The 26,363-nt window shown below is 55.5% G+C and carries 24 protein-coding genes and 2 tRNA genes (1 of these 26 running past the window's edge); 15 read left to right on the plus strand and 11 right to left on the minus strand.

The features are described from left to right. The first annotated feature begins 54 nt into the window (after positions 1-54). The 5 genes from gyrA to FD37_RS04100 all read left to right on the plus strand — a co-directional run bounded on the left by gyrA (position 55) and on the right by FD37_RS04100 (position 5,283). Positions 55-2,604, plus strand: a complete 2,550-nt coding sequence (gyrA, locus tag FD37_RS04080) for a DNA gyrase subunit A (protein WP_056963643.1) — start codon at positions 55-57, stop codon at positions 2,602-2,604. Positions 2,605-3,301: 697 nt separating this feature from the next. After that, the gene (gene rpsF, locus FD37_RS04085) at positions 3,302-3,598 is read left to right on the plus strand and encodes a 30S ribosomal protein S6 (RefSeq protein WP_045807734.1); all 297 of its coding nucleotides are present in this window, start codon (positions 3,302-3,304) and stop codon (positions 3,596-3,598) included. Positions 3,599-3,638: 40 nt separating this feature from the next. After that, complete coding sequence (ssb, locus tag FD37_RS04090) at positions 3,639-4,220, plus strand: single-stranded DNA-binding protein (protein WP_056963645.1); 582 nt, start codon at positions 3,639-3,641, stop codon at positions 4,218-4,220. 28 nt (positions 4,221-4,248) lie between these two features. Next, positions 4,249-4,485, plus strand: coding sequence for a 30S ribosomal protein S18 (rpsR, locus tag FD37_RS04095; protein ID WP_045807732.1), 237 nt, complete (start codon positions 4,249-4,251; stop codon positions 4,483-4,485). 105 nt (positions 4,486-4,590) lie between these two features. After that, on the plus strand, positions 4,591-5,283 hold the full coding sequence (locus tag FD37_RS04100) for a YoaK family protein (RefSeq protein WP_056963648.1): 693 nt from the start codon (positions 4,591-4,593) through the stop codon (positions 5,281-5,283). Between the two features lie 69 nt (positions 5,284-5,352). On the opposite strand, the gene FD37_RS04105 is transcribed toward FD37_RS04100, so the two are convergent. Then, positions 5,353-6,000: a nitroreductase gene (locus tag FD37_RS04105; RefSeq protein ID WP_056963650.1), complete on the minus strand. Its 648-nt coding sequence runs from the start codon at positions 5,998-6,000 to the stop codon at positions 5,353-5,355. A 189-nt stretch (positions 6,001-6,189) separates the two neighbouring features. Here FD37_RS04105 and FD37_RS04110 point away from each other — a divergent pair, with 189 nt between their 5' ends. Further along, on the plus strand, positions 6,190-6,654 hold the full coding sequence (locus tag FD37_RS04110) for a flavodoxin (RefSeq protein ID WP_082605114.1): 465 nt from the start codon (positions 6,190-6,192) through the stop codon (positions 6,652-6,654). Positions 6,655-6,739: 85 nt separating this feature from the next. Here the strand turns inward: FD37_RS04110 and FD37_RS04115 are convergent, their stop codons facing one another. Continuing rightward, positions 6,740-7,507 carry a MerR family transcriptional regulator gene (locus FD37_RS04115; protein ID WP_056963654.1) on the minus strand — a complete coding sequence of 256 codons (768 nt, stop codon included), beginning with the start codon at positions 7,505-7,507 and terminating at the stop codon, positions 6,740-6,742. A 255-nt stretch (positions 7,508-7,762) separates the two neighbouring features. On the opposite strand from FD37_RS04115, the gene FD37_RS04120 reads away from it, so the two are divergent. Further along, positions 7,763-9,772 carry a DHH family phosphoesterase gene (locus tag FD37_RS04120; protein WP_082605115.1) on the plus strand — a complete coding sequence of 670 codons (2,010 nt, stop codon included), beginning with the start codon at positions 7,763-7,765 and terminating at the stop codon, positions 9,770-9,772. Positions 9,773-9,887: 115 nt separating this feature from the next. Next, a complete protein-coding gene (gene rplI / locus FD37_RS04125; RefSeq protein WP_045807728.1) occupies positions 9,888-10,340 on the plus strand; it encodes a 50S ribosomal protein L9 in 453 nt (150 codons plus the stop codon). Positions 10,341-10,503: 163 nt separating this feature from the next. Here rplI and FD37_RS04130 read toward each other — a convergent pair whose 3' ends face one another. Next, complete coding sequence (locus FD37_RS04130; protein ID WP_056963657.1) at positions 10,504-11,979, minus strand: MDR family MFS transporter; 1,476 nt, start codon at positions 11,977-11,979, stop codon at positions 10,504-10,506. Positions 11,980-12,094: 115 nt separating this feature from the next. Here FD37_RS04130 and FD37_RS04135 point away from each other — a divergent pair, with 115 nt between their 5' ends. The 3 genes from FD37_RS04135 to FD37_RS04145 all read left to right on the plus strand — a co-directional run bounded on the left by FD37_RS04135 (position 12,095) and on the right by FD37_RS04145 (position 16,585). After that, positions 12,095-12,703, plus strand: coding sequence for a TetR/AcrR family transcriptional regulator (locus tag FD37_RS04135; protein WP_056963659.1), 609 nt, complete (start codon positions 12,095-12,097; stop codon positions 12,701-12,703). Between the two features lie 222 nt (positions 12,704-12,925). Next, the gene (gene dnaB / locus FD37_RS04140; RefSeq protein ID WP_045807727.1) at positions 12,926-14,317 is read left to right on the plus strand and encodes a replicative DNA helicase; all 1,392 of its coding nucleotides are present in this window, start codon (positions 12,926-12,928) and stop codon (positions 14,315-14,317) included. 501 nt (positions 14,318-14,818) lie between these two features. Then, complete coding sequence (locus tag FD37_RS04145) at positions 14,819-16,585, plus strand: ABC transporter ATP-binding protein (protein WP_275453060.1); 1,767 nt, start codon at positions 14,819-14,821, stop codon at positions 16,583-16,585. Positions 16,586-17,229: 644 nt separating this feature from the next. On the opposite strand, the gene FD37_RS04150 is transcribed toward FD37_RS04145, so the two are convergent. Then, positions 17,230-17,688, minus strand: coding sequence for a GNAT family N-acetyltransferase (locus tag FD37_RS04150; RefSeq protein WP_056963662.1), 459 nt, complete (start codon positions 17,686-17,688; stop codon positions 17,230-17,232). A gap of 14 nt (positions 17,689-17,702) precedes the next feature. Then, the gene (locus FD37_RS04155) at positions 17,703-18,263 is read right to left on the minus strand and encodes a flavodoxin family protein (protein ID WP_056963664.1); all 561 of its coding nucleotides are present in this window, start codon (positions 18,261-18,263) and stop codon (positions 17,703-17,705) included. A gap of 162 nt (positions 18,264-18,425) precedes the next feature. On the opposite strand from FD37_RS04155, the gene FD37_RS04160 reads away from it, so the two are divergent. From FD37_RS04160 to FD37_RS04170, 3 genes are all read left to right on the plus strand, one after another. Further along, positions 18,426-19,601: an MDR family MFS transporter gene (locus FD37_RS04160; protein ID WP_056963665.1), complete on the plus strand. Its 1,176-nt coding sequence runs from the start codon at positions 18,426-18,428 to the stop codon at positions 19,599-19,601. 65 nt (positions 19,602-19,666) lie between these two features. Further along, on the plus strand, positions 19,667-19,936 hold the full coding sequence (locus FD37_RS04165) for a hypothetical protein (protein ID WP_045807722.1): 270 nt from the start codon (positions 19,667-19,669) through the stop codon (positions 19,934-19,936). Between the two features lie 489 nt (positions 19,937-20,425). Further along, the gene (locus tag FD37_RS04170) at positions 20,426-22,033 is read left to right on the plus strand and encodes a peptide ABC transporter substrate-binding protein (protein ID WP_045807721.1); all 1,608 of its coding nucleotides are present in this window, start codon (positions 20,426-20,428) and stop codon (positions 22,031-22,033) included. A gap of 299 nt (positions 22,034-22,332) precedes the next feature. Here FD37_RS04170 and FD37_RS12770 read toward each other — a convergent pair whose 3' ends face one another. Both FD37_RS12770 and FD37_RS04180 read right to left on the minus strand, forming a co-directional pair. Further along, entirely contained in the window at positions 22,333-22,533 is a 201-nt protein-coding gene (locus tag FD37_RS12770) for a hypothetical protein (RefSeq protein ID WP_156652724.1), read from the minus strand. 278 nt (positions 22,534-22,811) lie between these two features. Next, positions 22,812-24,074: an RNA-guided endonuclease InsQ/TnpB family protein gene (locus FD37_RS04180; RefSeq protein WP_056963669.1), complete on the minus strand. Its 1,263-nt coding sequence runs from the start codon at positions 24,072-24,074 to the stop codon at positions 22,812-22,814. A gap of 92 nt (positions 24,075-24,166) precedes the next feature. On the opposite strand from FD37_RS04180, the gene tnpA reads away from it, so the two are divergent. Next, a complete protein-coding gene (tnpA, locus tag FD37_RS04185; protein ID WP_056963671.1) occupies positions 24,167-24,604 on the plus strand; it encodes an IS200/IS605 family transposase in 438 nt (145 codons plus the stop codon). A gap of 3 nt (positions 24,605-24,607) precedes the next feature. On the opposite strand, the gene FD37_RS04190 is transcribed toward tnpA, so the two are convergent. From FD37_RS04190 to FD37_RS13030, 4 genes are all read right to left on the minus strand, one after another. After that, positions 24,608-24,961, minus strand: a complete 354-nt coding sequence (locus FD37_RS04190; RefSeq protein ID WP_056963673.1) for a hypothetical protein — start codon at positions 24,959-24,961, stop codon at positions 24,608-24,610. A 154-nt stretch (positions 24,962-25,115) separates the two neighbouring features. Continuing rightward, positions 25,116-25,796, minus strand: coding sequence for a YczE/YyaS/YitT family protein (locus FD37_RS04195; RefSeq protein WP_476738449.1), 681 nt, complete (start codon positions 25,794-25,796; stop codon positions 25,116-25,118). A gap of 120 nt (positions 25,797-25,916) precedes the next feature. Next, positions 25,917-25,989, minus strand: a tRNA-Lys gene (locus FD37_RS04200). A 321-nt stretch (positions 25,990-26,310) separates the two neighbouring features. Next, positions 26,311-26,363 (minus strand) — tRNA-Lys (locus tag FD37_RS13030) (it continues 53 nt past the right edge of the window).

The raw sequence follows: 26,363 nt of genomic DNA on the forward strand, positions 1-26,363 counted from the left end.
CCCGCTGACAAAAAACGGGGCGTGGCTTGCGGAAGTAGGAACGGAGGGTAAATTTTGGCTGATCAAGATTTTGAGAATAAACGGATCACCGACGTTGACCTGTCACAGACCATGCGGACGTCCTTCTTGGACTACGCGATGAGCGTGATTGTGCAACGGGCGTTACCAGATGTCCGGGATGGATTGAAGCCAGTCCACCGGCGGATCCTGTACGATATGCACGAACTGGGGATTACCCCCGATAAGCCATTCCGGAAATCAGCCCGGGTGGTCGGGGACGTCCTCGGAAAGTATCACCCCCACGGTGACACGGCGGTCTACGAGTCCATGGTCCGGATGGCCCAGGACTTCTCGTACCGCTACATGTTGGTCGATGGGCACGGGAACTTCGGGTCCGTCGATGGTGACGGGGCCGCCGCTATGCGGTATACCGAAGCCCGGTTGAGCAAGATTGCGCTGGAAATGCTGCGCGACATCAACAAAGATACGATCGATTATCAAGACAACTACGATGGCAGTGAGCGCGAACCCGTCGTGCTCCCGTCACGGTTCCCGAACCTTTTGGTCAACGGGGCCTCCGGGATCGCCGTCGGGATGGCGACCAACATTCCGCCGCATAACCTGACGGAAGTCATCAGTGCGCTGCACATTCTGATGAAGAACCCCGATGCCACGCTGGCTGACTTAATGGAAGCCTTACCGGGTCCCGATTTCCCAACCGGGGGGATCGTGATGGGCAAGGCCGCCATTCGCCGGGCTTACGAGACCGGGAAGGGGACCATTACCCTGCGGGCCAAGGTTGATATCGAAGAAGAAAAGAACGGCAAGCAACGGATCGTGGCCACGGAAATTCCGTACATGGTCAACAAGGCCAAGCTGATCGAACGGATCGCTGAACTGGCCCGGGACAAGCGCATCGAGGGCATCACCGATGTCAACGATGAGTCCGACCGGACGGGGATGCGGATCGTGGTCGATGTCCGGCGGGACGCCAGCGCCGAGGTCATCTTGAACAACCTGTACAAGATGACCTTGATGCAGACCTCGTTCGGGATCAACATGCTGGCCATCGTGGACGGCGCGCCGAAAGTGCTGGGCTTAAAGGCCATTTTGCAGTACTACCTGGACTTCCAGCTGGAAGTCATTCGGCGGCGGACCGCCTTTGACCTGAAGAAGGCCCAGGCGCGGGCCCACATCCTCGAGGGGTTGCGGATCGCGCTGGACCACATCGACGAGATCATCACCATCATTCGGCAGTCGCAGACCGCTGATCTGGCGAAGAACGAGTTGATGACGCGCTTCAGCCTGTCCGACAAGCAATCGCAAGCCATCTTGGACATGCGGTTGGTTCGGTTGACCGGTCTGGAACGGGAAAAGGTCGAGAAGGAATACAAGGACCTGCAAGCGGCCATCAAGGACTACCAGGAGATCCTGGCCTCGAAGGAACGCCAACAGGGCATTATCTACGAAGAACTCTTGGAGATTCAAAACAAGTTTGGCGACAAGCGCCGGACCGAATTGATGGTCGGCGAAGTTCTGAGCTTGGAAGACGAAGACCTGATCGCCGAAGAGGACGTGGTCGTGTCGCTGACCCACAACGGGTACATCAAGCGGCTGCCAACCACCGAATTTAAGGCCCAAAACCGGGGTGGCAAGGGCATCCAGGGCATGGGCGTGCACGAGGACGACTTTATCGAACACCTAGTTGCTACCTCCACGCACGACATGCTGCTGTTCTTCACCAACACCGGGAAGGTCTACCGGATGAAGGGCTACGAGATCCCAGAATACGGGCGCTCGGCCAAGGGGATTCCGGTCATCAACCTGCTGGGCATCAACACCGACGAACACGTCCAGGCGGTCATCAACGTGGCCAACCCGGGCGAGAACACCGAAGACGACCTGTTCTTCACCACGGTACAGGGGACGGTCAAGCGGACCCCCGTCGACGAATTCGCCAACATCCGCAGCAACGGGCTCAAGGCCCTGAACCTGAAGGATGGCGATGAGCTGATGAACGTGGCAATCATCAAGGAAGACGCCAACGTGATCATCGGGACGCACCTGGGCTATGCCGTGAGCTTCGCGGCGGCCGACGTGCGGTCGATGGGTCGTTCGGCAACCGGGGTCCGCGGGATTCGCCTGCGCGACCACGATTACGTCATCGGCGCCAGTGTCTTGAAGCCGGACAGCAAGGTGTTTGTCATTTCCGAAAAGGGTTATGGGAAGCAAACGCCGGCCAGCGAGTACCCAATCAAGGGGCGTGGTGGTAAGGGGATCAAGACCGTGAACGTGTCCGAGAAGAACGGACCGCTGGCGGGCTTGACCACCGTTTCGGGCGATGAAGACATCATGCTGATCACCAACAAGGGGGTCATGATTCGCTTTAGCATCGCCGACGTCTCCGAGACCGGGCGGGCCACGTTAGGGGTTCACTTGATCCGGCTGAACGACGACGCCAAGGTGGCCACCATGGCCAAGGTCGCCAAGGAAGACGACGCACCGAGTGCTGACGAGTCAGCCGATGCCGCCACGGACGCACCAGCGGCCGCGGACGACACCGCAGCGACGCCAGATAACGACGACACACCGCACGAAGTTTAACCGATTGAATACGAAGCGCCCTAATCCGGAATGGATGGGGCGCTTTTTTTGAGATTGATGAGGACCGCCGCTTCACGCCGGCGAGCAAGCCGGCCGAGGTGGGCACGATTCTGAAGCCCTGTGAAAATCACACAGGTCTCCAGAACTCGGCCTTGATGTAGGCTGGGACAAAACCCCAGCCTACATCAATTTCACCACGGCCGGCAAGTCGCCTCTGTGCCGCTCACCTAGATGATGACCGTCACAAACGAAGCAGGACGCCAATAGCAACTATCGGGCATTTTCAAAAACAACTATTCACGGTCATACATCGTGCCAGTTGATCAGAGGACGGTGGTAGTTAAGCCAAGGTAACGGGATGACCACCAACGTCAAGATTGCTGGAGTGTCAGATGGGCCAAGAGCGTGCCCACGGTCATCATGGCCCAGCTGAGCGGAAGCAAGCGACCGACCGTTACCACCGATCTTACTGGTCCCCGAGGAAGCCCCCCACCCTTTTTCAACTTTTTCGACAGTTTCTGCGGCGGTTTACGGAACTATCCTTGTAACAGCAGGCACCCCAGTCGGTCGGCCCCGATTTGCCTCGATTCTATTTTTATGCTATACTACTAGCTTGTGAGTATCTGGCTAACGCTAGCAACTCTCCTTGCTCCCGTAATTGGCGGGGGCCTGAAGTCCATAAGGAGGTGTACGATTCATGGAAACTACGAAATACGAAATTACCTACATCATTCGTCCAGATCTTGACGACGCTGCTAAGACTGCCTTGGTAGAACGGTTTGACAAGATCGTTACGGATAACGGTGCAGACATCATCAGTTCAAAAGACTGGTCAAAGCGTCGTTTCGCTTACGAAATTGGTGGTTACAACGAAGGTATCTACCACGTCGTAACGCTGAACGCAAACGATGACGAAGCATTGAACGAATTCGACCGTTTAGCCAAGATCAATGGCGAAATCTTACGTCATATGATCGTTAAGCGCGAAGACTAATTCTAACTTTAACTTTTAATTTGAGAGGAGTTATTCAGCAATGATCAACCGAGTAGTACTTACTGGCCGACTGACACGGGATGTCGAATTACGATACACCCAAAGCGGTGCTGCTGTTGCCACTTTTACGTTGGCCGTTGATCGGCGGTTCACCAACCAGCAAGGTGAGCGGGAAGCTGATTTCATCAGTTGTGTGATTTGGCGGAAGTCCGCGGAGAATTTCGCTAACTTTTTCCACAAGGGTTCTCTGGTCGGCATTGAAGGCCGAGTTCAGACCCGAAACTATGAAAATCAGCAGGGCCAACGGGTCTATGTGACCGAAGTGGTCGTCGAAAACTTTTCCTTCTTGGAACCACGTTCACGCAACGCGAACCAAGGGGGCAACAATTACGGCGCTCCTGCGAATAACGCACCTCAGAATAATCAGAGTCAAAATGCCAACCCATTCACCAGCGGTGCCAACAATGGTCCCCAACAGGGTAATGGGAATCCGGCCCCGAGCAACAACGCTCCGGCTGGGAATTCCGGTAACTCGAACGGCAACAACGGTGGCAACACCAACGATCCGTTTGCGAACACCGGCGATTCTATCGACATTTCTGACGATGATTTACCGTTCTAAAACTCACTAAACGAGGAGGGAATTATCCATGGCAGGACAACGTCGTGGCGGCCGTCGCCGTCGTAAGGTTGACTTCATCGCAGCCAACCACATCGAATACATTGATTACAAAGATACTGACTTATTACGTCGGTTCATCTCCGAACGGGGTAAGATTTTACCACGTCGGGTAACTGGTACGAGTGCCAAGAACCAACGTAAGTTAACGATTGCTATCAAGCGTTCACGGATCATGGGCTTAATGCCATTCGTCAGCGAAGACTAGTAATGTGAAGAGACCGACCTCTTGGGGTGGGTCTTTTTTTGTGGGCCGACTTGCGTTTTGGCCCCCGCCCGCCTATGCTAAAAGCATCTTAAAGGAGGGCTCCTCATGCAGAAAATCCAGAATCCCCACCTGTTTCAACGTCGGGAGATTGGCCTCGCCCTGACCTTCATCGGCGGGTTCATCGACGCCTACACCTTCGTCCAACGCGGTGGCGTCTTGGCGGCCGGGCAGACCGGTAACCTGATCTTCTTGAGCGTGGACATCGCCCAGCGGAACCTGCCCGGGGCGGTGACCAAGGTGGCGACGGTCATGGGCTTCATGCTGGGCGTGACCCTGGTCCGGGTCCTGCAGTACCACATCCAGCCCCGGTCCCACTATTGGCGCCTGCTGAGCCTGGTGGGCGGCCTACTGGTGTGCCTGCTGGTCGGCGCCTTGCCCCCGGCGGTGCCGAACCTGGTAGTCGTGCCGCCGTTAGCGCTGGTGATGGCGATGCAGACCACCACCTTCGGGACCATCGTCGGCCACGGCTACAACAATGTGTTCTCGACCGGGAACCTGAAAAAGGCGACCAGTGCGCTGGCGGCGTACAGCCTGACCAGTGACCCCGAGCAGCTCCTGACCAGCCGGGTCTATTTCGAGTTGGTCGGGTGTTTCACCGGCGGCGCGTTGGTCTCGGCGCTCCTCCAGCTGCTGTGGACGACCCGGACCATCTGGGTGGCGGCCGGCCTACTGGGTGGGGTCAGCCTGTACTACGGCTACCTGCTGTACCGGCGGAGCCAAGCGAAGCATGACGAATGAGTAAAAAAGCACCCTTGCGGACAACGGTTGGTTGTTCGCAAGGGTGCATTCGCGTCTTTTTAGGGATCGTTAGTCCGCGATGGTGAGGATGTCGTCCAGCGGCCGCCGGGTAGTCCGCAGCTGATTGAGCTTGCTGTCGGCGGGGTATCCCAGCGCCAGCCCCATGAAGATCACCTGGTCGTCCGGAATGTCAAAGGCCTGGTGAATCTCCTCGGGGTAGCGGACCAGTTCGTAGGCCGGTACGCCGCCCAGGCCGTGGTTCTGCGCCGCGAGGAGGATGCCGTAGCCAAAGGCCCCCAGGTCATAGGCGGAGTACGCGGAGGAGTCCTTCGGCATCGTCAGGTAGGCCAGGACGGGCGCGTTGAACAGGTCCCGCTGCACGGCCGCGAACTTCGGGGCGTCGTCGCCGTAGAAGGCCAGCATGTTTTGCCGCCAAGCGTCGAGGTTGGCCTGGGGAAAGGCCGCCCACTGGTCCTTCTTCAGGGGCATGACCTCGGTCCAACTCTTCTGACCCTGGCGGTTACGCTCGAGGTGGCTTTGCCGCAGATGCTTGGCGACCTGGCCGGTGGCGAGGTAGGCCTTCCACGGCTGGGTGTTCTCCCACGACGGGGCCGCCTGGGCCTCCTTGATGATGGTGCGCAGGGTGGTGTGGTTCACGGAGCGGTCGCTAAAGGCCCGGGTCGCGTGACGTTGACTGGTAAGCGGTTGGTCTGACATAGGGATTCTTCCTTTCCGAATCATTAAGTAGGTATATCATCATTTTAGAGCCTTATGGAATCGGATACAAGGCGGATGTCTCGGGAACCGGAGGACCCAAACCGGAGAAATTGGGTAAGCAAATTGGCCCATACCGGTTCCAAAAAAGTGTATTCTAGATGTATTGATGATTGAGGAGGGGTCAGTGACATGCAACGCGCAGCAGTAGTGTACTTTTCGCAAACCGGGACGACGGCCCACGCCGCGAATGAGATTCACCGGATAGTCGGGGGACCGCTGATCGAGATCCACCGGCAACCGGCCTACCCCGAAGACTATGCGCAACTGGTCACGGTGGCCCAACAGGAGCGGGAAGCCCAAGTGTTGCCTACGCTGATGCCGTTGACGGCCAGTCTGGACGACGTGGACACCGTCTTCCTCGGGTTCCCCAGCTGGTGGGCCCAGCCGCCGCTGGTGATCGACCAGTTCCTGCGGACGACCGACCTCCGGGGTAAGACCATCGTGCCCTTCCTGACCAGCGTCAGCAGCACCATCGCCGAAAGCCAGGCGACGCTCCAGCGGCTGGTCCAGCACGCCGGCGCCCGGTTAGCCCCCGGGGTCACGGCGAATACGCCGGAGGTCTTACAGGCCTTCATGGCCCAGTATGAGGGCTAAAACGGCCAAGCAACGCCTACTTTAGAACTGAATGAGCTCACGAAAAACGTCTAGGACGAGGGTCCTAGACGCTTTTGGTCCCGCCTTAAGCGGGGATGAACTGGTCGATGATGGCGGCCAACGTCCGGCCGGCGGCTTCCTGGCCGGTCTTTTGGCGGTAATAGTCCTGGAAACGGTCGTCCGCCAGGTAGAGCTGGGCCAATCCCCTGTGTTGGGCCGGCGTGTAATTGTTCCACGTGAAACACAGCCACTGTCGATGGAGCTGGAAGACCCGTTTGGCGGCGGGCGAGGTCAGGTCCTGGGTCTGGGTGACCTGGGTCAGTTGGGTCAGCAGGTCGGCTTCGACGGCCTGCATGGCCTGGTAGTCGGCCGCGCTGAGCTGAGCGAATTTCTGTTGACTACTGGTGACGGCGGCGTTGCCGTAGCGCTGCCGGGCCTCGGCACCGTATTGGCGGTCGTTGGCGGCCACCTGGTCCTGCTTAAAAGCGGCGAATTTTTCGGTATCGGTCATGGAATCTCCTCCTTGATGGGCCGCGAGGGTGCGGTCCAGACTGGTGAGCAACCGGGTCAGCCGTTCCTGTTCCTGCCGCAGCTGGTCGCGCTGATGGCGCAGGGCCGCGTCCTGTTGCGCGGGCGTCTGGGCCAGCAGCGCCCGGATCTCGCTGAGGGTGAACCCGAAGGCCTGCCAGTAGCGGATCCGCTGTAGGCGGTCGACCGCTTGGGCGTCGTATTCGCGGTACCCGTTCAGTGGATTGCGGTGTGCGACCAAGAGGCCGATCTGGTCGTAGTATCGCAGCGTGCGGGTACTGAGCCCGGCGAGCTGGGCCAGTGCTTGAATGGCATAGGTGGTCATGGTACGTCTCCTTCCTGATTGCTTGTAACCTACTATACGGCTTGTCGTTGCGTCAAGGTCAAGCCCGGAGTTAAGGGCGTCCAAAATCCAGCGCAGGCCCGTCAGACCGGGCTTTCGTTGAGAAGGAGATTTTGTGATTACCCCGGACTGTGATAAAATAGGAGTATTATTGGAAGCGGTTGGAACCGACCGGTATGGCACCGGTTGAGCACCACGCCAACAGACTTTTTGCACGAATCAGATGAGGAGAAAGTAATGAACAAACTATTTTCGCGATTCGCGGTGTCCGAGTTCTTACAGAACCGACGCCTCCGGGGAATCGCGCTTATGACGGCTGGCTTGGCCATTCTCGGGATAGTCCTGTCGTTCTTACTTAATTGGATCTTTGGTATCGTTGTTTTAGTCTTAGTCGGCCTCGCCACTCTCGGCGTGTTCAACACCATGGCTGAGATCGGTGCCGACACCACACAATACATTTCCGATTTATCGTTTCGGATTCAGCAGGGGGGCCAGGAAGCCCTGATCCGGATGCCGCCCGGTGTCATGATCTTAGGCGATAGTGACCAGGTCGAATGGTTAAATCCCTACCTGCAACACTACTTCGAGGACCAAAACATCCTCGGCCGGCCCCTGGCGGACGTGGATCCCGAGCTGTCCCAGTTGGTGACGGCCACGGCGCCCAAGACGTTGACTACGGTCAAGTGGCGCGACTACCGGTTCACCCTGTACGTCCAGCCGGACTTTCACGCGGTGTACCTCTACGACGTGACCCATTACCAGCTGATTCAGGAACAGTACGATAACGAAAAAATCGCCATCGGCCAGATTTTCCTGGATAACTACGATGAGATCACCCAGTCCATGACCGACCAAGACATCTCGAACCTGCGGAATTACGTGACCAACGAGCTTTCCTCGTGGGTCCAACAGTTCGACATGTACCTGAAGCAGCTGGACGATGACCACTACTTCATCCTGGCCTACGCCAAGTCGTTGGCGGCCATCGAAGCCGATAAATTCAAGATTCTGGACACCATCCGGGAGACCACCTCGAAGCAAAACTTCCCGTTGACCCTGAGTATCGGGATCGCGTACGGCGACCCGAACTTAAACAAGTTGGCGGACCAGGCTCAAAGCAACCTCGACCTCGCGTTAGGTCGGGGGGGCGACCAGGTCGTGGTCAAGGCGGCCGACCAAGAGGCCCGCTACTACGGTGGGAAGACCAACCCGATGGAGAAACGGACGCGGGTCCGGGCGCGGATGATTTCACAGGCCTTACAGGAACTGATGAACGAGTCCGACCAGATCTTCGTTCAGGGCCACACCCAGCCGGACATGGATTCGCTGGGGGCCTGCCTGGGGATTCGCCGGATCGCCAAGATGAACCACAAGACCTGCTGGATCGTGTTGGACCAGGAGACGGTCCATTCCGACGTGCAGCGCTTGCTGGATGACCTGCAGGATTATCCGGATATCGTGGACGCCATCATTTCCCCGAAACGGGCGCTGGAGCTGGCCACCGACCAAAGCATGCTGCTGATGGTCGACCACTCCAAGGCGTCGATCAGCATCTCGTCGGACCTGTACCACCGCCTGGAGAACCGGGTCATGATCATCGACCATCACCGGCGGGGCGAGGAGTTCCCCGAGAACCCATTACTGGTCTACATCGAACCGTACGCCAGCTCGACCTGTGAACTGATCACCGAAATGTTCGAGTACCAGTCCCAGGAGAGCGAACCGATCAATAAGGTCGAGGCGACAGCCATGCTGACGGGGATCTTCGTTGACACCAAGCACTTCTCGTTACGGACCGGGACCCGGACCTTTGACGCCGCGAGTTACCTGCGGTCGGCCGGGGCGGACGCCATCAAGATGCAGCAGTACATGAAGGAAAACGTCGACAGTTACCTGCAACGCAATCATCTGATTGAACTGGTCGAGTTCGTCAACGAGGACATCGCGCTGGTCGCCGGTGAGGATGACCAGACCTACGATCCCGTCACCGCGGCCCAGGCGGCCGACGACTTGCTGAACATGTCCGGCGTCGACGCGTCGTTCGTCATCACGCGCCGGGCGGACGGCCGGGTCGGCATCTCCGCCCGGTCGTTGGGGCGGATCAACGTCCAACTGACCATGGAAGCCATGGGCGGTGGGGGCCACCTCTCCAACGCGGCGACCCAGATCAGCGACAAGACGGTGGCCGAGGTCAAGCAGCAACTGCTGGATATCCTGAACCACAAGCAGGACCCCGTCACCGAATAAGCGCCGGGTGGTGGTCGCGCACGTTTTGCGGGATGGCCGCTAGAAAGTTAATTGCGTCATGGGGCGTTTTGACGTACGATTAAATTAATAATGAAACAACTGAGGAGTGAACGACGTGAAAGTGATCTTTATCAAAGATGTTCGTGGCAAGGGTAAGCGCGGCGAAATCAAGAACGTGCCAGACGGGTACGCGCAAAACTACCTGATCAAGCGGGGCTTAGCCAAGGCCGCGAACCAGGCAGCGATGAGTCAACTCAACGCCGAACGCAAGGCCGAAGCCAAGCGGGACGCCGAGGAATTGGCAGCCGCCAAGGCCTTGAAGGACCGTCTGGAAGACAAGAAGACGGTCGTGGAACTCGCGGCCAAGGCGGGCTCCGATGGCCGCTTGTTCGGCTCGATTCCTAGCAAGCAGATCGTGCAGGCGTTGGCCAAGCAATTCGATCTGAAGCTCGACAAGCACAAGGTTGACCTCCCAGAACCGATTCGGTCCCTGGGCTTCACCAACGTGCCGGTCAAGCTTCACGCCGACGTCACGGCCAAGATTCGGGTTCACGTGGCCGAAAAATAAGCGCATCAAGTTACCAGCAAACGTCGTCCGTGGGGGCGGCGTTTTTTTGATAGGCGTCGTTATGGGGCCCGGACGTTGGTGCTGTAAGTGATGAAAAAGCAAAAATCTCATAAACCTCAAGAACGCCCGAGCAATTACCCGGGCGTTCTTGAGGCTTGATGGATTAAGCCTTGTGATGTTTATTGGTGAGTAACAGAGTAGGCAGGCAAATAGCTAGGGCGGCCAAGGCCACTAGTAAAAAGCCGTTTTGAAAGGCGGCCGTGCGGATAGCTGTGAGGTGGGCGGTCGCGAAAGCATTCAGGTGTGCCGAATTGACGTGGAAGGCGCCGGTCTTCAATTTCCGTTCAAAGGTGGCGACCTGGGCGTTGGAATAGGCCATGACAACCGTAGTCACGAGGGCTGACCCGAAGGCACTCCCCACGTTTTGAATGATGCGCGAGCCAATCGTGGCGGCCGAAATCTGGCTAGCTTGCATGCCGGTAAATGCGTCGGCCATTAGCGGCATCAGGATGCCGCCAGCACCGATTCCCCGTACGAATAAGACGATTGCGATTAACCAATAATTGGTGTGCTGATCAAACCAGTAGAAGGGTAAGGTGCCGCTAAAAGCAATGAGGGCACTGGCCAATACCACGTAGCGAGCTCCCAAGCTGTCGGTCAGCCGTCCCGCGATACCTCGTGATACCAGCATACCGAGGCCTTGGGGTAAGAGGGCTAAGGCGGCGACGATGACGCTAGCGTGCTGGACGTTTTGAAAATATAACGGGAGGAGTAACATCGCGCCGTTTAAGACCGTACCGGCGATAAATAAACCGAGGCCTGCGCCGTTAAAGGATCGAAATTTAAATAGATTTAGTGGTAAGACGGCATATTCTCGACGCCAGGCTGCCCAACCCAGATAACCCAACAGAGCAACCAGACCGATTGTCCCGTAAGCGAGCGTGGTTGAGTTGGTAAAATTAGCGCGGTGTGCGGCAGCTACCAATCCGTAAATGAGGCTACTCGATGTGACAATCAGCAGAGTAATCCCCACAAAATCTAGTTTAGCGGTACGGTCTTGGGCGGGATAGTGCGGCATTTGCCAAATAATCAGGATGATAGAGATAAGCACAACGGGGACGTTAACCCAGAAAATCCAGCGCCAAGAAAGAAATTTAATGATGACACCACCGATAATGGGGCCGAAAAGGGGTCCTAGAATCATGGGTAAGCCGACGGTCGCCATCATTTGGCCCATGACGGCTGGGCCGGCAGTTTGGACCAGTAAGGTCGTCAGTAGCGGCATAATCATGCCACCGGCGAACCCTTGAACCAGTCGCGCGGCAATCAACAGCTGAATGTTGGGTGACACGGCGGACAGAATGGAGCCGACACCGAATAGAATCTCACCAGCCAGGAAAACGTTGCGACCATCGAACTTATTCAAAAACCAACTGGAAAAGGGAACGGCCACGCCGGTCGCTAACAAGTAACAGGTAATGGTCCACTGCACGGTCGTGACGGTGCTGTGAAGGCTAGTAACGAGATTATTAATGGCGATGTTCATCATGGTGGAATCTAAGAGCGGGGCCATCGCCCCGAAGACGATGACTAAGGCAACAATTACAACAGAATGGGAAATTTTTGCTTGTTTTTGCATAGTAGGCCTCCAAATAAGAAACTAAAAGTATCTTAGTGACGCAACTGGTATAATACACTGTAGAATCTAGAAGTCAATAAGAAACCAAAAGTTTCTTAAAAGGAGGAAGCAAGCCATGACGCAGACGCGCCGACGTGGAGCTGATTTAGAGCAGGCCGTATACCAAGCGACCCGAGAAATTTTGAATACGGAAGGCCTCAGCCAATTAACGTTTGCGAAGGTGGCGGCCAAGGCCCAGACCAGTAAGCCTGTCATTTATCGTCACTGGGAGACGCCGTTTTCGTTGGCGCTATTAGCGATTCAGGACAAAATCAAGGCGGATAATCATGGTCAGCTGGACCAAGTCGTTCTCACGGGTGAGAGCCTGGCGGCCGACTTATTACTGGTCACCCAGCGATTTACAGCCAGTATGGACGCCTTCGGCAAGACCTTCATGGAATCGTGGTTCGAAGGCGTTAGTCACGATGATAGTGCGCAGCTGAAGCAGATGCTGGCCAAGGTTCGAAAGATTGATTTAAACGCTATTGACCGGGTTTTAGAACGGGCCGTGACGCGGGGGGAACTCACGGGGACGGACCTGCCGGAAAAACTGAAGTTATTGCCATTTGAGTGGTTACGGTACCGCATGCTAGCGAAAGAGTCGATTGGCTCTGCGGAGTTACGATTATTAGTCGATGACATTTTGGTGCCAACGTATTTGCATCGATTGGGGCCAAAAAACTAATTACTAAAACGAGCGGTCCGTTCGTGCATGTGGTAAGATTGATTTCTGGTAATTAGCCATCGTTCAGCGATGAATGTTGAACGCGAGTGTTAAATGATCGCGAGACTTTCTGGTGAAAAAACCGGGGACAAGTCTCATCAAGATTTCTTTATCAAGTGCGGGGTGTCTCCAGCACCACGCAGAGGTATTCGCCAAGTTTTAAGGAGTTAGTGAGGATTAAGAATGGACAATAGTGCACTAACAGACCACACACCACCACAGAACCTCGCTGCCGAAAAGGCCGTCCTCGGGGCGATCTTTTTGAGCACCGACGCGTTGGTGGATGCGTTGGAATATTTAACCCCGGAGGATTTTTATCGCCGGGAGCATCAGATCATTTTTCAAGCCATGATCGACCTCAACGACCGGGATGAAGCCATCGATGCGGTGACCATCTCGGACCGGTTAACGGCGAAGAATGAATTGGATGACGTGGGCGGCGTGTCCTACATCGCGGAGCTGGCCAGTTCCGTGCCAACGGCCGCCAACGCCACCTACTACGCGAAAATCGTGCAAAATAAAGCGGTCCTGCGCCGCCTGATCCAGACGGCCACCAACATCGTGACCCAGGGGTATCAGGAAGACGGGACCGACGTCAACGAGCTACTGGACAACGCCGAACGCGACATCATGAACGTGGCGGAAATGCGGAGCCAGTCCGGTTTCAAGACGATTCGGGACGTGCTGAACCAGACCTTCGAAGACATCAACGAATTGGCCGAGAAGGGCGACGCGATTACCGGGCTATCGACCGGGTACGCCGAGCTCGACAAGATGACCACCGGCCTGCACGACGACGAATTGATGATTCTGGCCGCGCGGCCGGCCGTCGGGAAGACCGCCTTCGCGCTGAACATCGCACAGAACGTGGGGACGAAGACCGACAAGACCGTGGCCATCTTCAGTCTGGAAATGAGTGCCGAGTCGTTGGTCAACCGGATGCTGTGTGCGGAAGGCTCGATCGATGCCAACCACCTGCGGACCGGGCAACTGTCCGAAGACGAGTGGCAGAACCTGATCGTCGCCATGGGCAGCCTGGCCAAGGCCAGCATCTACATCGACGACACCGCCGGGAACAAGATCACCGAGATCCGGGCGAAGTGTCGGCGGTTGGCCAAGGAAAAGCAGAACCTGGGGCTGATCGTGATCGATTACCTGCAACTGATCGAAGGGACCAACCACGAAAGCCGGCAACAAGAAGTTTCCGACATTTCGCGGCAACTGAAGAAGCTGGCCAAGGAGCTCCACGTGCCAGTCATCGCGCTGTCCCAACTGTCCCGGGGCGTGGAACAACGCCAGGACAAGCGGCCGGTGCTGTCCGATATCCGGGAATCCGGCTCGATCGAACAAGATGCCGACATCGTGTCGTTCCTGTACCGGGACGACTACTATGAACGGGAGGGCGACGACGCCGACAACGACAGCGATCCCCGCGAAGAGGGCGACCAGGACGTCGGTGAAGTTGAAGTCATTATCGAAAAGAACCGGTCGGGTCCGCGGGGCACGGTCAAGTTACTGTTCGTCAAATCCTTCAACAAATTTTCGTCGGTGGCCTACACGCCGGACGGACAATAAGTGGTTTGTCCGGATAACTAATTAACGAAATAAGGGGATTAGCCGCTAAAAGAGTGTGATTGGGGAAAATTCATACGGATATGCGAGAATGTTCACACTTTCGTCATATTTTGCGGCTAATATAAACAGCATAGAAGTTAACCAATTGGTTAGCCTCTACCAAAGATTAACAATCTTTTTTCATGTACTCCTCCTCCCCTGGAATAATGAAAAAATTAGTTAACGTCATTTCGATGACGTTACCCCTACTCCGATGACCATCGCTTTCCCCGAGCGATGGTTTTTCTTTTGCCTAAAAATCCTAAACGAGCGTGCGCCAAATGGCGGTTAGCTGGCGAGCATGAACGGCGTCAGGCGGAGCCAGCTGCCTTTTGTCCCACTCTTTTTTTAAAAAAGTTAGTTAGTTTATTTGTATTAGACTAACTAACGTGTTAAGATGATTTTCGTCACATTGACCGGGTCAAGTCAACAACTAACTTTGAACAAGATGGGGTGAGACGAATGCATCGTGAACATGGATCCGCCATGGACCGGCGACCCGCCGGCCGGGGGAAGTTTGATTTTCGGGGGTTTCTGCAGTTGATTCGGCGGACGCACCCGCGGTACTGGCAACTCTGGGTCGGGCTGGCCTTGGGTCTGATTGCGACCGGGGCACAACTGATCGTGCCCAAGTTCGCCCAGACGCTGATCAACCAGTTTAGCCACGGCGTCAACCGGCCGTTACTGGTCGGACTGATCGGGCTCTTCGTTCTGAGCGCCGTCATCAGCGCGACCTCGGGGATGCTGCTGGGGATCTTCGGGGAAAACGTGGTCGCGAACCTACGACAGACGTTATGGCAAAAGCTGGTCCGGTTGCGGGTCAGCTACTTCGACAATGTGAAGACCGGCGAGATGACGTCGCGGCTGGTCAACGATTCCACGCAGATCAAGGATTTGTTAGCCAATTCCTTTCCCCAGATGGTCACCTCGCTGCTCCAGCTAGTCGGGGCCTTCGTCATCATGGCCCTGATGGACTGGCGGCTGACCACGGCGATGGTCGTGGCCGTGCCGCTGGTGATGTTGGTGATGCTGCCAATTATGCGGCAGTCCAGCAAGATCGGCCGGCAACGGCAGGACGCGCTGGCGACCTTTACCGGGAGCACCGACGAGACGCTGAGCGAGATTCGGCTGGTCAAGTCCTCCAACGCCGAGGACTACGAGACGACCAGCGGGTTTGGCCAGATTCACCGGCTCTACCGCATCGGCCTCAAGGAGGCGCTCTACGACTCCATCGCCAGTCCCGTGATGACCGCCAGCATGCTGGCGCTGTTCGTCGGGGTCCTAGTCTACGCCGCCGCGCGGGTGGCCGACGGGACCATGACCATGGGCACGCTGGTCTCATTTCTGATGTACCTGGTCCAGATCGTGGGCCCCGCGGGGATGCTGGCGCGCTTCTTCACCGACCTTTCCAAGGCCAACGGGTCGACCGAACGGGTCCGCGAACTGCTGGACGAGCCCGAAGAATCGCTGACCAGCGGGGCGGCCCAATCGATCGCCGACCAACCGCTGGCGATGCGTCACGTGGACTTCGCCTACGACGACGGTCAGCCCATCCTGCATGACGTGTCAATCACGGCACAACCCAACACGGTGGTCGCCTTTGCTGGGCCGTCCGGTGGGGGGAAATCGACCATTTTCAGCCTGCTGGAACGCTACTACCACCCGACGAAGGGGCAGGTCACGATTGGCGGGCAAAACGTCGATGAGGTGCGTCTGCAGGACTGGCGGTCGCAAATCGGCTACGTCAGTCAGGATTCGGCCATCATGGCCGGGACCATCCGGCACAACCTGACCTACGGCTTCGAGAAGACCTTTACCGACGAGGAGCTGTGGCGCGGCCTGCACCTGGCCTACGCTGACCAGTTCGTCCAGGAGATGCCGGACGGTCTGGATACCGAGGTCGGGGAGCGCGGGGTGAAGGTCAGCGGCGGGCAACGCCAACGGCTAGCCATCGCCCGGGCCTTCCTGCGTGATCCGCAGATCCTGATGCTAGACGAGGCCACGGCCAGCCTGGATTCGGAATCCGAGGCGATGGTCCAACAGGCACTGGGGCAGCTGATGAAGGGCCGGACGACGCTGATCATTGCCCACCGGCTGAGCACCATCGTGGACGCTGACAACATCTACTTCATTGACCACGGCCGGGTCAGCGGCCAGGGGACCCATCAGGAGCTGATGGACCGCCTGCCGCTCTACCGGGACTACGTGAAGATTCAGTTCAAGGAGTAGGGAATCAAGTGGTCGTTGGTGGCCGCTTCGCGTCGGCGAGCAAGATTGCTGAGGTGGGCACGACTCCAAAGCCCCGAAGTGCACGGGTCTCTGGAGCTCGGCCTTGATGTAACCGGGCAAAGAACACCCGGTAACATCAATTTCACCACAGCAATCAAGTCGCCTGTGCTACGCTAATCATGTGCCAGACAACCACGTACTGGTACGTGGTTCAGCAACCAGGCGTTAGTCGTAACCGACTTTTCATAATCTCAATCGTTAAGTAGCAAAAGGGACAGTCGACCAACTATTATGGTCAACTGTCCCTTTTGGGTTTATCAGATAATTTATGAGGTGATGAGCTTATTAGTTACTTGCTAGTTATTAGTGGAACGTTGGACCCGCGCATTGACTTATCAGGTCTCTAAAGAAGGGGCACTCGCCATCAGAGCAAGTAACACGAGGTAGCCGCTTTTAGCCGATTTTCAGCGGAGCAGAGGCGACTTGATGCCCGTCGTGAAATTGATGTTGGCTGGCTGGTTTTAGGCCAGCTTACATCAAGGCCGAGTTCTGGAGATCCGCAATCTTTGCGGAGCTTCAGAATCGTGCCCACGTCGGGCATCTTGCTCGCCGACGCGGAGCGGCCATCAACGACCAGAGTGGCATTACCCGGCCGGTCGGCTCAGTTGGTCAACGGTCACGGCGAACTGTTCGTTGCCCGGCATGTGGCCGGAAACGGTCTGCGCCAGCTGGAAGCCGTGACGCTCGTACAGGTGGCGCGCCGGTTGGTTGCCGCTCAAGACCTCGACGTCGGTGATGGTCGGGGCCGCTTCGAGGGCGGCCGTGACCAGTGCACTGCCGATGCCCCGGTTGAACTGGGTCGGCGCCACGTAGAGCCAGCCCAGCTCATCGGCGGTGAAGGCCACGAAACCCACGACCTGGCGCGGGTCCTCGGCGACCAACAGGGTGTCGTCGAAAAGGTCCTCGCGTTCGGCCGCGATTTTCAGGGGCACGAAGGCGTCGTCGAGGTGGGCATAGCGGAGCTCGACCGGCCGGGCCGCGTCATGGATGGCCATGATGGCGGGCCAGTCGGCTTGCGTATAGGGACGGATGGTAAGGGTCATTGGAAAAACCTCGGTTAATTGGATTTTGTTTCACGTGAAACAACGGCGGTCGCCGCTAACAGGCGCTCGCGCAAGGCGGTGAAGTCCGCGGGCAGCTGGGCCATTTGCGCGACGTCGTGGGGACCGTCGGCGGTCACGATGGTGGCGCCCATGTAGGTCATTTTCAGCCAGTCGCAGGAATCCTGCAGCGATTGGCCGATGCCCAGGGCCTTGTGCTGGGGGTCGTCGGCGCCGACGACCACTAAGTAGAGGCGCTTGCCGGCAAAGGGAAAGCCGGTGGTGAAGCTATCGAACCAGCGGTCGACGAAGGTCTTGAGCTGGCCCGTCATGTTGTACCAGTAGACCGGGGTCCCCAGGACGATGTCGTCGGCCGTCGCAAAGCGGGCCATCAGCTGCTGGTAGTCGTCACTGGGGTCAGCCTGGGGATGGCCGGTGTCCCGGTAGTCGCAGTCGAAGTTCAGGTGTTGGTCGATCAGGTGGATCGTTTGATGGGGGATATCGGTCAAGAGCCGTTCCCCCAGTGCAACGGTGTTGCCGGCGGTGCGTGAGCTGCCGTTAATGAAGAGTGTGGTCATCGGTAAATCCCTCCTTGGGGACTAGTTTAGAAAAGACCCGCCGATAAATCAATTAAAGCGTTCCCGAGGTAGTGGCGCCCCCCGGCGGCGTGGTAGAATGAGAAACATTAGCGTTTTATTAAACGGCCACTTGCGGGTGGCTGGCAAGAAAGGGGTTCTAGCATGCGTGAGCTACGTTTGCGCTGGCTACTGTTGGGCTCGCTCTTCAGTAGTATCGGCATGAGTTTCATTTGGCCGCTCACCACGATTTATCTGCATAACCGACTGGGCATCTCGTTGACCTTAGTCGGGGTGATTTTGCTCTTTTATTCCTTAGCGAACGTGGTGGGCAGCATCCTGGGCGGGCGGTTATTTGACCGCGCGAACCCGTATTATTTGTCCATTGGGGGCGTCTGCCTGTCGTTAGCGACCCTGGTGTCGCTGATCTTTCATCACGGCTGGCCGGCCTTTCCCATCTCCCTGATCTTTCTGGGCTTCGGGTCCGGCTGGACGCTGACCATGGTCAACTCGCTGGGGACCACGATTCACAGCCGCGACGGCCGGTACATCTACAACATGCTGTACTTCGCGCAGAACCTGGGGATCGTCCTGGGGACCGCGCTGGTCGGCTTCGTCTACAGCATCAGCGTCACCCTGCTGTTCGTCATCGCCGCCAGTCTCTTCGTCCTGCTCCTCGCGGTGGTGCTCCTGCGCTACAACGCGCCGGCCGTGGTCCATCGCAAGGTGGCGGCCAAGCACGAGCAGACCGCGACGGTGCCCCGCCATAACGGGCGCATCATGAGCAGCTTCTTCCTGACGCTGGTCATCGTCTGGATCATGTACGAACAGTGGAGTTCGAACCTGTCCGTCTACATGACCGGCATGGGAATCCCGATGCGCGACTACAGTATGCTCTGGACGTTAAACGCCGGCCTGATCGTGGTCTTCCAGATGATTCTGGGCCGCTTAGCCCACTACTTTCACAACCTCTACATCCAGGTCTACGCCGGGATCGCCTTTATCGCGCTGTCCTTCGTGACGCTGATCTTCGCCAAGGACTACCTGCACTTCGTGATCGCCATGGTGATCCTGACCATGGGGGAGGCCACGGCGTTGCCCGCGATTCCCGCCATCGTCAACCAGCTGACGCCCGCCGCCATTAAGGGCAAGTACCAGGGGATGTCCAACGCCTGGGCCTCGGTCGGGCGGGCGTTTGGTCCGTTATTCGGGGGGCTGGTCATCGACTTCGCCTCGTACACCTCGTTGTTCGTGACCGCTGCGCTGGCCATTCTGGTCATGCTGGGGGTCAATCTGGTCGTGGTGACCAAGAATCGCGAGTCGGTGACCCTTTATAAATGATATAATAACGGAGTGTGGTGTATAATAGGGTCAACTAGATCGGAAGTAGTAAGGGGAAGAAGCACATGAAAAAGATTATCCGGGAAGTCGGTGGCTTGCTGGTGGGTCTGGTCGTTGGGCTGTGCCTATTTGGCCTCCAGACCACGCAGACCCGTTCGACCGTGACGGATTCGGTGGTCCAACCGACCTCCGGCCAGACCGCGGTCCAACTCGATAGTCAGGATGGCAAGAAGGGTCACGTCGAGATGAAGACCCAGACCACGACCAGCCAAGCGGGGAAAACGGTCAGTCGGGAAACGACCACCTTTCAGCAACCACAACATCGGTCACATTAGTTTTGTATAATGATTAATCAGCACCAGTTTTCAGGGGCAAAACGCACCACTGGTGAAAGCGGGTCAACCTTACGGCAACGGCGGGTTGGCCTTTTTTGTGGGCTCAGACAGCATTGCCATGCATAAAAATGAATATTTATAAAAGCATTGACAGCTAAAATGAATGATGATAAATTAAATGGCAATTGCAAGAACAGACCAAGCCAAGAAGAGTATCTCCGGGGAAGCCGTCCAGCAAGTTCGGGTAGCTGCAAGCCGAAACCGCGAACCGGGGAGAAACGGGTCTTGACGTCGTCGTGGTGAATCCAGTAGCCGCGGCTGGGCCGTGCCCATTACCGCACGAGTGTCGAGAGACACGTGAAGAGATAAATCAAGGTGGTACCGCGAAGCATTCGCCCTTGTCAGCTGCAGAGACAGCTGACGGGGACGGGTGCTTTTTTCTGTATGAGGGGACCGGGCCACGTCGTCATCAGTGAGGAGCGAATCAGAATGAAAAAATTAATTGGATGTGGTCTGGGCCTACTGGTCCTCGCCAGTTTAGCCGGCTGTGGGACCTCCCAGGCCAAGAGTACCGACCAAGCCTTAAACGTCACGCTGGTGGGCAACCCCGCCACGGCCAACCCGGCCATTATGGGGGACGTCAACAGTTCCAGCCTGGTGTCACAGGTCGAAGAAGGCCTGTATACGCTGAATAGCAAGGGGAAGGTTGTCGCCGGGGTCGCCGAAAAGGTGGTCAAGCCGACGCATAACGGGACCGTGTATACCTTCAAGATCAAGCAGAACGCAAAGTGGCAAAACGGTGATCCGGTGACCGCGCAGGACTTCGTGACCTCGTTTCAATGGCAGGTCAACCCCAAGTCGAAGTCGCAGGTCGCCAACAAGATGAAGTACCTCAAGAACTACGACGCCGTGCAGAGCGGCAAGAAGTCACCGAGTGCCTTAGGGGTCAAGGCCGTGAACCAGAAGACGCTGCAGCTGACGCTGTCCAAGCCGCAACCGTGGTTACCGGACATCTTGGCGACGTTTGGCTACCCGATCAAGACCGACCTCTTCAAGAAGTACGGCAGCAGCTACGGGACGTCCGCCAGCAAGATGAGCGCCGAGGGGGCCTACAAGCTGGTCGGCTGGAGCGGTAACAGTGACAGCTGGCACTACGTCAAGAACCCGCACTACTGGAACGCCAAGAACGTGAAGATCAAGCAGGTCAACGTGCAGGTGGTCAAGGACCCCGGCACCGCGGCGAACCTCTTCAAGTCCGGCAAGGTCCAGGAGACCTTCCTGTCCGGCCAGTACGTCAAGCAAAACGCCAACAATGCCGAGCTGACCACCACGCTGAACAGTTCGATGCGGTTCCTGGAATTCAACGACCAACGGAAGGTTACCCACAACACCAAGGTTCGGCAGGCGTTCTCCTACATCGTCAACCGCAAGCAGGTCACCGAAAACGTCTTGCAGGACGGCTCGAAGCCGGCCAAGAGCCTGATCCCTTACGGGGATGGCGATGACCCGACCACCGGGAAGGACTTCTCCGAAGATGTGGGGAACCTCTTAAGTTACAATCCGCAAAAGGCCACGAAATTGTGGAACCAAGCCAAGAAAGAATTGGGCATCAAGAAGGTCGAGTTGGGGCTCTTAACGGCCGACACCGACGAGCAGAAGCACGTGGCCCAATACCTGCAACAACAGGCCCAAAAGTACCTGCCAGGCCTGACGCTGACCATCAAGTCGTTGCCGCTGGCCCAACAGATCAATAAGGGCGCGGAAATGGATTACGACATCGACCTGGATGGCTGGCAGACCGACTGGCGGGACCCGGCCGACTTCCTGCAGATGGCCGATGGGACCAGCTCCGTTAACTTCACCAAGTGGCAAAACGCCCACTACACGGCGCTGATGAAGGAAATCGACGATACCAGTCACCACACCACGCAACAGCGGTGGGACCTGATGAAGACCGCGGACACCTACGTGACCCAGCAGGCCGGGCTGGTGCCCCTGTATCAACAAGCCAAGGCCCACCTGGTCTCCAAGGAGATTGGCGGTCTGACCTACAGTATGACCAGCGACGCACAATACAAGTACGCTTACTGGAAGTAGGGTGCGAAAGTCAGCTGATTAGGGGATCATTAAGTTACGAAAAAGTTCCTGGCGTCGCGAGACTGGCGCGGCGCCACCCAACCTCTGAAAACGTCCCCGTAGCTGATGAGCTACGGGGACGTTTTTGGGCGAAAGAAAACCGTTGCTTCCATAAATAGGAAAGCAACGGTTTGTCAGTCACCGTGGTGGCTAACGTCAAGGGTAAAAGAATAGGACGGGAAACCCCAAATCGGTTTCTCGTCCTATTCTCGTATACAGAGGCTAGTTATGTCACAGCCCCTTTTTCGACTTTTAGTCGTTTACTTGTAAAGCCCCTCAACGAAAGCCTTGGATTGTGCCACTTGAGCGGACGTATAGCCGTAAGCCCAGTAACCATTGGTTTGATCGATCTGCGTCGCGTAAGGGTTCCCCAGGTCACTCATATCGAAACCGAAGCGTCCCTTGCCGTTATCGTTGATGGTCAAAGCATACCCCACAGGATCACTGTAATCGTAATCCAAGAAAACGTGCCCAATCGTTAATTTAGCACGGTATAAGTAAGTTTTACCCTGACGAACCTTGGTGGTTTTGACACCGGTCAGTGGTTTCTTCAAGTAGAAAGTGATGCTAGCGTGAGCGCGCGTCAACCATTCCCAACTAAAGACGGGAGCTTGTGAGAATTGCACCCAACGATGCAACGACCACAATTTGCTTAGATACAGCGATTGCCTGTAAACAGGACTTACGTGCTAATTACCAAAGCCTTTAACGTCCGCAGGTTGCCAGACGGACGAACGAGTTAGGCGCTCGCTAAGCCTTTAGCTAGAATATTTTTAGCGGCGTTCCAGTCGCGAATATGGTGAGTCTGACACCGTGGACAAGTCCAATCCCGATCTTTTAAGGTAAGCTTGTGAGTCTCGTCAGTTCCCATGACGAACTGGCACTGACTGCAAGTCTGCGTGGTGTTACGTGGGTTGACGGTGATAAATTTTCGATCGTAAAGATCAGCCTTATACGCTAACATACCTAAAAAGGTCCGCCAGCCAACATCCGAGATACTCATCGCTAAGGCGTGGTTGCGTAACATATTCTTGCTCCGCAGCTCTTCAGCAACGACCAAATCGTGGTTCTTGATGAGTGTCGTTGAAAGAAATTGGAGAAAGTTATGTCGTTGGTTGGCGACCTTGCGATGTAAATTGGCTACGACTAACCGCTGACGCTGATAATTGGCCGATTTTCTAAGGAGGCGGTGCTCTTTCTTGGCACGGGTGGCTCGTCGAGATAATTTGCGTTGAGCCTTTGCCAGTTTGCCTCTCATTGAACGATAGTACCGTGGATTGGCCACCACATTGCCCATCGAATCCGTCAAAAAGTTATCAAGATTTAAGTCAATCCCGATTTTCCCGTGCGTGGCTTGCTTGGGAGTGATCACAAAAGGCTGCTCTGAAGCTAGTTGAAGTGAGACATAGTAACGCCCCGTGGCATCCATTGAGAGTGTCACGGTACCGATTCTGATTACTTGAGCATTTTGCAATAGTTTATCGGGGAATCCCTTGAAACGTAAGTGGCCAAGCTTAGGGATTTGAATATGCCGCTGATCTAGTAACCGGACACTTCCCGTCAACATGTTAGGCGTTTGGACTTTCCTAGCGTATAAGCAGTCAGTTTGATAGGTCTGCTCGGTTCGTCTTTTATGAAAAGCAGGCGTTCCAGCATGATGCACTTTATGGAAAAGTTTCCAAGCATTGTGATAGTTCTTAATGGCATTGGCTTTCATTAGGCTATCAAGTTCATGATCATTCAGCCACCCATGGAGATTAGAAATTCCTGTAGCTGGGTGCTTTAATCGTTGTTTCAAGGTTTGAATCCGTTGCTGGACCAGTGCAATCGGGATTTTTACTTGTTTTAATCGGTAGAGTTCCCGATTCATGCCATTCATTTCGTTGTAGATAAAGCGACTCGCATCGCTGTTGCATTTGATGAGTCGTTTCTGTTCAGCCGACGGAAAGATCCGTAATTTAACGCCATAGTGATATGGTAGTTGGGCCATCGTTTGCCGCATACTAACTCACCTCTTATCTGCTATAATAGTAGCACGTGAGCAGTGAATAATCTGCTAAAAGGCCGTATAAATAATGTTATAGGAGGAGACGTATGAGTAAAGAAAAACCCTGCTTGGATGGTACGATTTATGAACGAAATTATGTTTATAATTTTCACTTTCACCTAATCTGGGTGACTAAGTATCGCCATCCGGTCTTCACGACACCAGCGTTAACCGATGATATGCAAAACATCTTAGAACGAATTGCCATGCTCAATGAAGTGACTATCGAACAAATAGAGATCATGCCAGACCATATTCATTTGCTGATCAGTTTCAAACCTAAATATGCACCAACCAATATCGTCAAGGCTTTCAAGGGCGGATCGGCACGAATGTTCTTTGAAAAGCACCCTGAAATCAAGGCCCAAGAGTTCTGGGGTGGTCATTTGTGGTCGCATAGTTACTATATGAGCACGCTAGGCAACATGTGTCGGGAAACCGTGCAGAATTACATTGCCAATCAAAAGCGTCACGATTCACAATAATAATTAATTGGCAGTTATCTTCCTGATTAAAATCAGGAGATTTCTGCCTTGTTCTTTATTAAATTCATTCATGATCTTGAAGGCCTTGGTGGTCTTGTAGAGATGGGGCAGTTTAGCCGCAACTTCGTCCGTTTGACCAGTCAATACAAAATGACTGGTCTGGTCATCTAAGGAAGCCACGCGATTTATGTTGACCTGTGAAAAGGCCCGATCGAGCTTCTTTTGCCGTTGCTGAATAGCCTTCGCCTGTTTAGCGCTGATGGTTTGGCTAGCTTTAGCCTGGGCGACGCTCGGACTGACCCCCAATGCGAGTAATGCTGCCCCGATAGCAGTTACTGAAATAAGTATTTTGTTCATGAAACATTCCTCCTATTCCCTAGTGAGCAACTTTAGCACAAATTTTTCCTGAACCCAAGCTGTTTCGCTGTCTTGAGCGCTGCCTCAATCCGGTTGAATTCCTATTCCAACAAAAAAGCCGTTGCTTCCATAATAGGAAAACAACGGCTTGGTTTTAAGCGGCTGAATGATGTTTGACGCGGAAATTATGGTGCAGTCTGGGTAAGATGTGCTCGTCGGTCCAGGCGATGATGATGCCGTTGAAGAGCATCGAGTAGATGGTGGCCACGTTGACCGAGTACAGGCGGTGGGTCCCCAGCACACAGATGATCAGCATGATGATTGGGGGCACGAAGTCCACGAATTGCGACAGCGTGGCGCGGCCGTGCAGATACCGGAAGCGCAGGATGTTCGACGTGTCATCGTTGGGGTGCATCACGATATTGGCCCGTTGGTAGATGGAAATGGAGATGGCGAAGATGGTGACGCCCAGGATGCTCAACAAGATGCGCCAGGGGGTCGCCAGGTCCGGCACGCCCCAATGTTTAAAGAGGGCGACGAACAGGTCAATGAAGTAGCTGAAGCTGGCGATGAAGACGACCTCGCCGAGCCAGCGCCACCCGTCCCAGTGCCGAATCAGCAACAGGTTCAGGGTCGCGCTGCCGACGCCAACGATAAAGAGGATCAGGCCCACGTCGCCGTGAAGCCAATTGGCAATGTTGACACAGGCCGCCGTCCAGATGCCGCTGCCGAAGTTCGCCGACACTGAGAGGGCGTTGCCCAAGGCGTTCAACACCAACCCAATCACCAGTGCCAAGAGGCGATAGGGATATCCATTCTGTTCTCGAGCCGCCATGCGGCCTCGCCGTCCTTTTTCTTGAATATTTGTTCATGCGGTTGGATAATTAAACATCCGGATAAACAAAAAATCAGCCACCACGAAGGGCTCCTTCGTGAAAGCTGATTTTTTAAATGATGGGCAGTCAGGGGATCGAACCCTGGACCCACGGATTAAGAGTCCGTTGCTCTGCCAGCTGAGCTAACTGCCCATATCTTTTCAACGACAACTATCATATCATGTGACCCGTGAGGAACGCAACCCTTTTTCGAAAATATTTTATTTTTATGCAAAATCGGGATGCCCGGGGTCACCCGTTACCTTCATAACCAAGGAATCATGACCGCTATAACCAGAAAATAATTCGGGGGGGAGCGCTCGCGAAACGTGTTGGGTCGGCCAATTCTCGTATGGCGTTAATGATTATCTTTAATATTGAAAATTACCATTAAAGATTGGTGTCTCAAAATAAAGTCAATAAAAAAATCAGCAACCACGAAGCCGACCTTCGTGAAAGCTGATTAGTAAGTGATGGGCAGTCAGGGGATCGAACCCTGGACCCACGGATTAAGAGTCCGTTGCTCT

Source organism: Levilactobacillus spicheri DSM 15429 (assembly GCF_001435095.1).
Classification (GTDB): Bacteria; Bacillota; Bacilli; order Lactobacillales; family Lactobacillaceae; genus Levilactobacillus; species Levilactobacillus spicheri.

Bases quoted from the DNA above. Each gene is read 5' to 3' on its own strand.
- ssb (WP_056963645.1), top strand. From the start codon at position 3,639: ATGATCAACCGAGTAGTACTTACTGGCCGACTGACACGGGATGTCGAA.
- FD37_RS04135 (WP_056963659.1), top strand. From the start codon at position 12,095: ATGACGCAGACGCGCCGACGTGGAGCTGATTTAGAGCAGGCCGTATAC.
- FD37_RS04110 (WP_082605114.1), top strand. From the start codon at position 6,190: ATGCAACGCGCAGCAGTAGTGTACTTTTCGCAAACCGGGACGACGGCC.
- FD37_RS04195 (WP_476738449.1), bottom strand. From the start codon at position 25,796: ATGGCGGCTCGAGAACAGAATGGATATCCCTATCGCCTCTTGGCACTG.
- FD37_RS04180 (WP_056963669.1), bottom strand. From the start codon at position 24,074: ATGCGGCAAACGATGGCCCAACTACCATATCACTATGGCGTTAAATTA.
- dnaB (WP_045807727.1), top strand. From the start codon at position 12,926: ATGGACAATAGTGCACTAACAGACCACACACCACCACAGAACCTCGCT.
- FD37_RS04150 (WP_056963662.1), bottom strand. From the start codon at position 17,688: ATGACCCTTACCATCCGTCCCTATACGCAAGCCGACTGGCCCGCCATC.
- FD37_RS04190 (WP_056963673.1), bottom strand. From the start codon at position 24,961: ATGAACAAAATACTTATTTCAGTAACTGCTATCGGGGCAGCATTACTC.
- rpsR (WP_045807732.1), top strand. From the start codon at position 4,249: ATGGCAGGACAACGTCGTGGCGGCCGTCGCCGTCGTAAGGTTGACTTC.
- tnpA (WP_056963671.1), top strand. From the start codon at position 24,167: ATGAGTAAAGAAAAACCCTGCTTGGATGGTACGATTTATGAACGAAAT.
- rpsF (WP_045807734.1), top strand. From the start codon at position 3,302: ATGGAAACTACGAAATACGAAATTACCTACATCATTCGTCCAGATCTT.
- FD37_RS04105 (WP_056963650.1), bottom strand. From the start codon at position 6,000: ATGTCAGACCAACCGCTTACCAGTCAACGTCACGCGACCCGGGCCTTT.
- FD37_RS04130 (WP_056963657.1), bottom strand. From the start codon at position 11,979: ATGCAAAAACAAGCAAAAATTTCCCATTCTGTTGTAATTGTTGCCTTA.
- FD37_RS04160 (WP_056963665.1), top strand. From the start codon at position 18,426: ATGCGTGAGCTACGTTTGCGCTGGCTACTGTTGGGCTCGCTCTTCAGT.
- FD37_RS04155 (WP_056963664.1), bottom strand. From the start codon at position 18,263: ATGACCACACTCTTCATTAACGGCAGCTCACGCACCGCCGGCAACACC.
- FD37_RS04120 (WP_082605115.1), top strand. From the start codon at position 7,763: ATGAACAAACTATTTTCGCGATTCGCGGTGTCCGAGTTCTTACAGAAC.
- FD37_RS04145 (WP_275453060.1), top strand. From the start codon at position 14,819: ATGCATCGTGAACATGGATCCGCCATGGACCGGCGACCCGCCGGCCGG.
- FD37_RS04100 (WP_056963648.1), top strand. From the start codon at position 4,591: ATGCAGAAAATCCAGAATCCCCACCTGTTTCAACGTCGGGAGATTGGC.
- FD37_RS04165 (WP_045807722.1), top strand. From the start codon at position 19,667: ATGAAAAAGATTATCCGGGAAGTCGGTGGCTTGCTGGTGGGTCTGGTC.
- FD37_RS04115 (WP_056963654.1), bottom strand. From the start codon at position 7,507: ATGACCACCTATGCCATTCAAGCACTGGCCCAGCTCGCCGGGCTCAGT.
- FD37_RS04170 (WP_045807721.1), top strand. From the start codon at position 20,426: ATGAAAAAATTAATTGGATGTGGTCTGGGCCTACTGGTCCTCGCCAGT.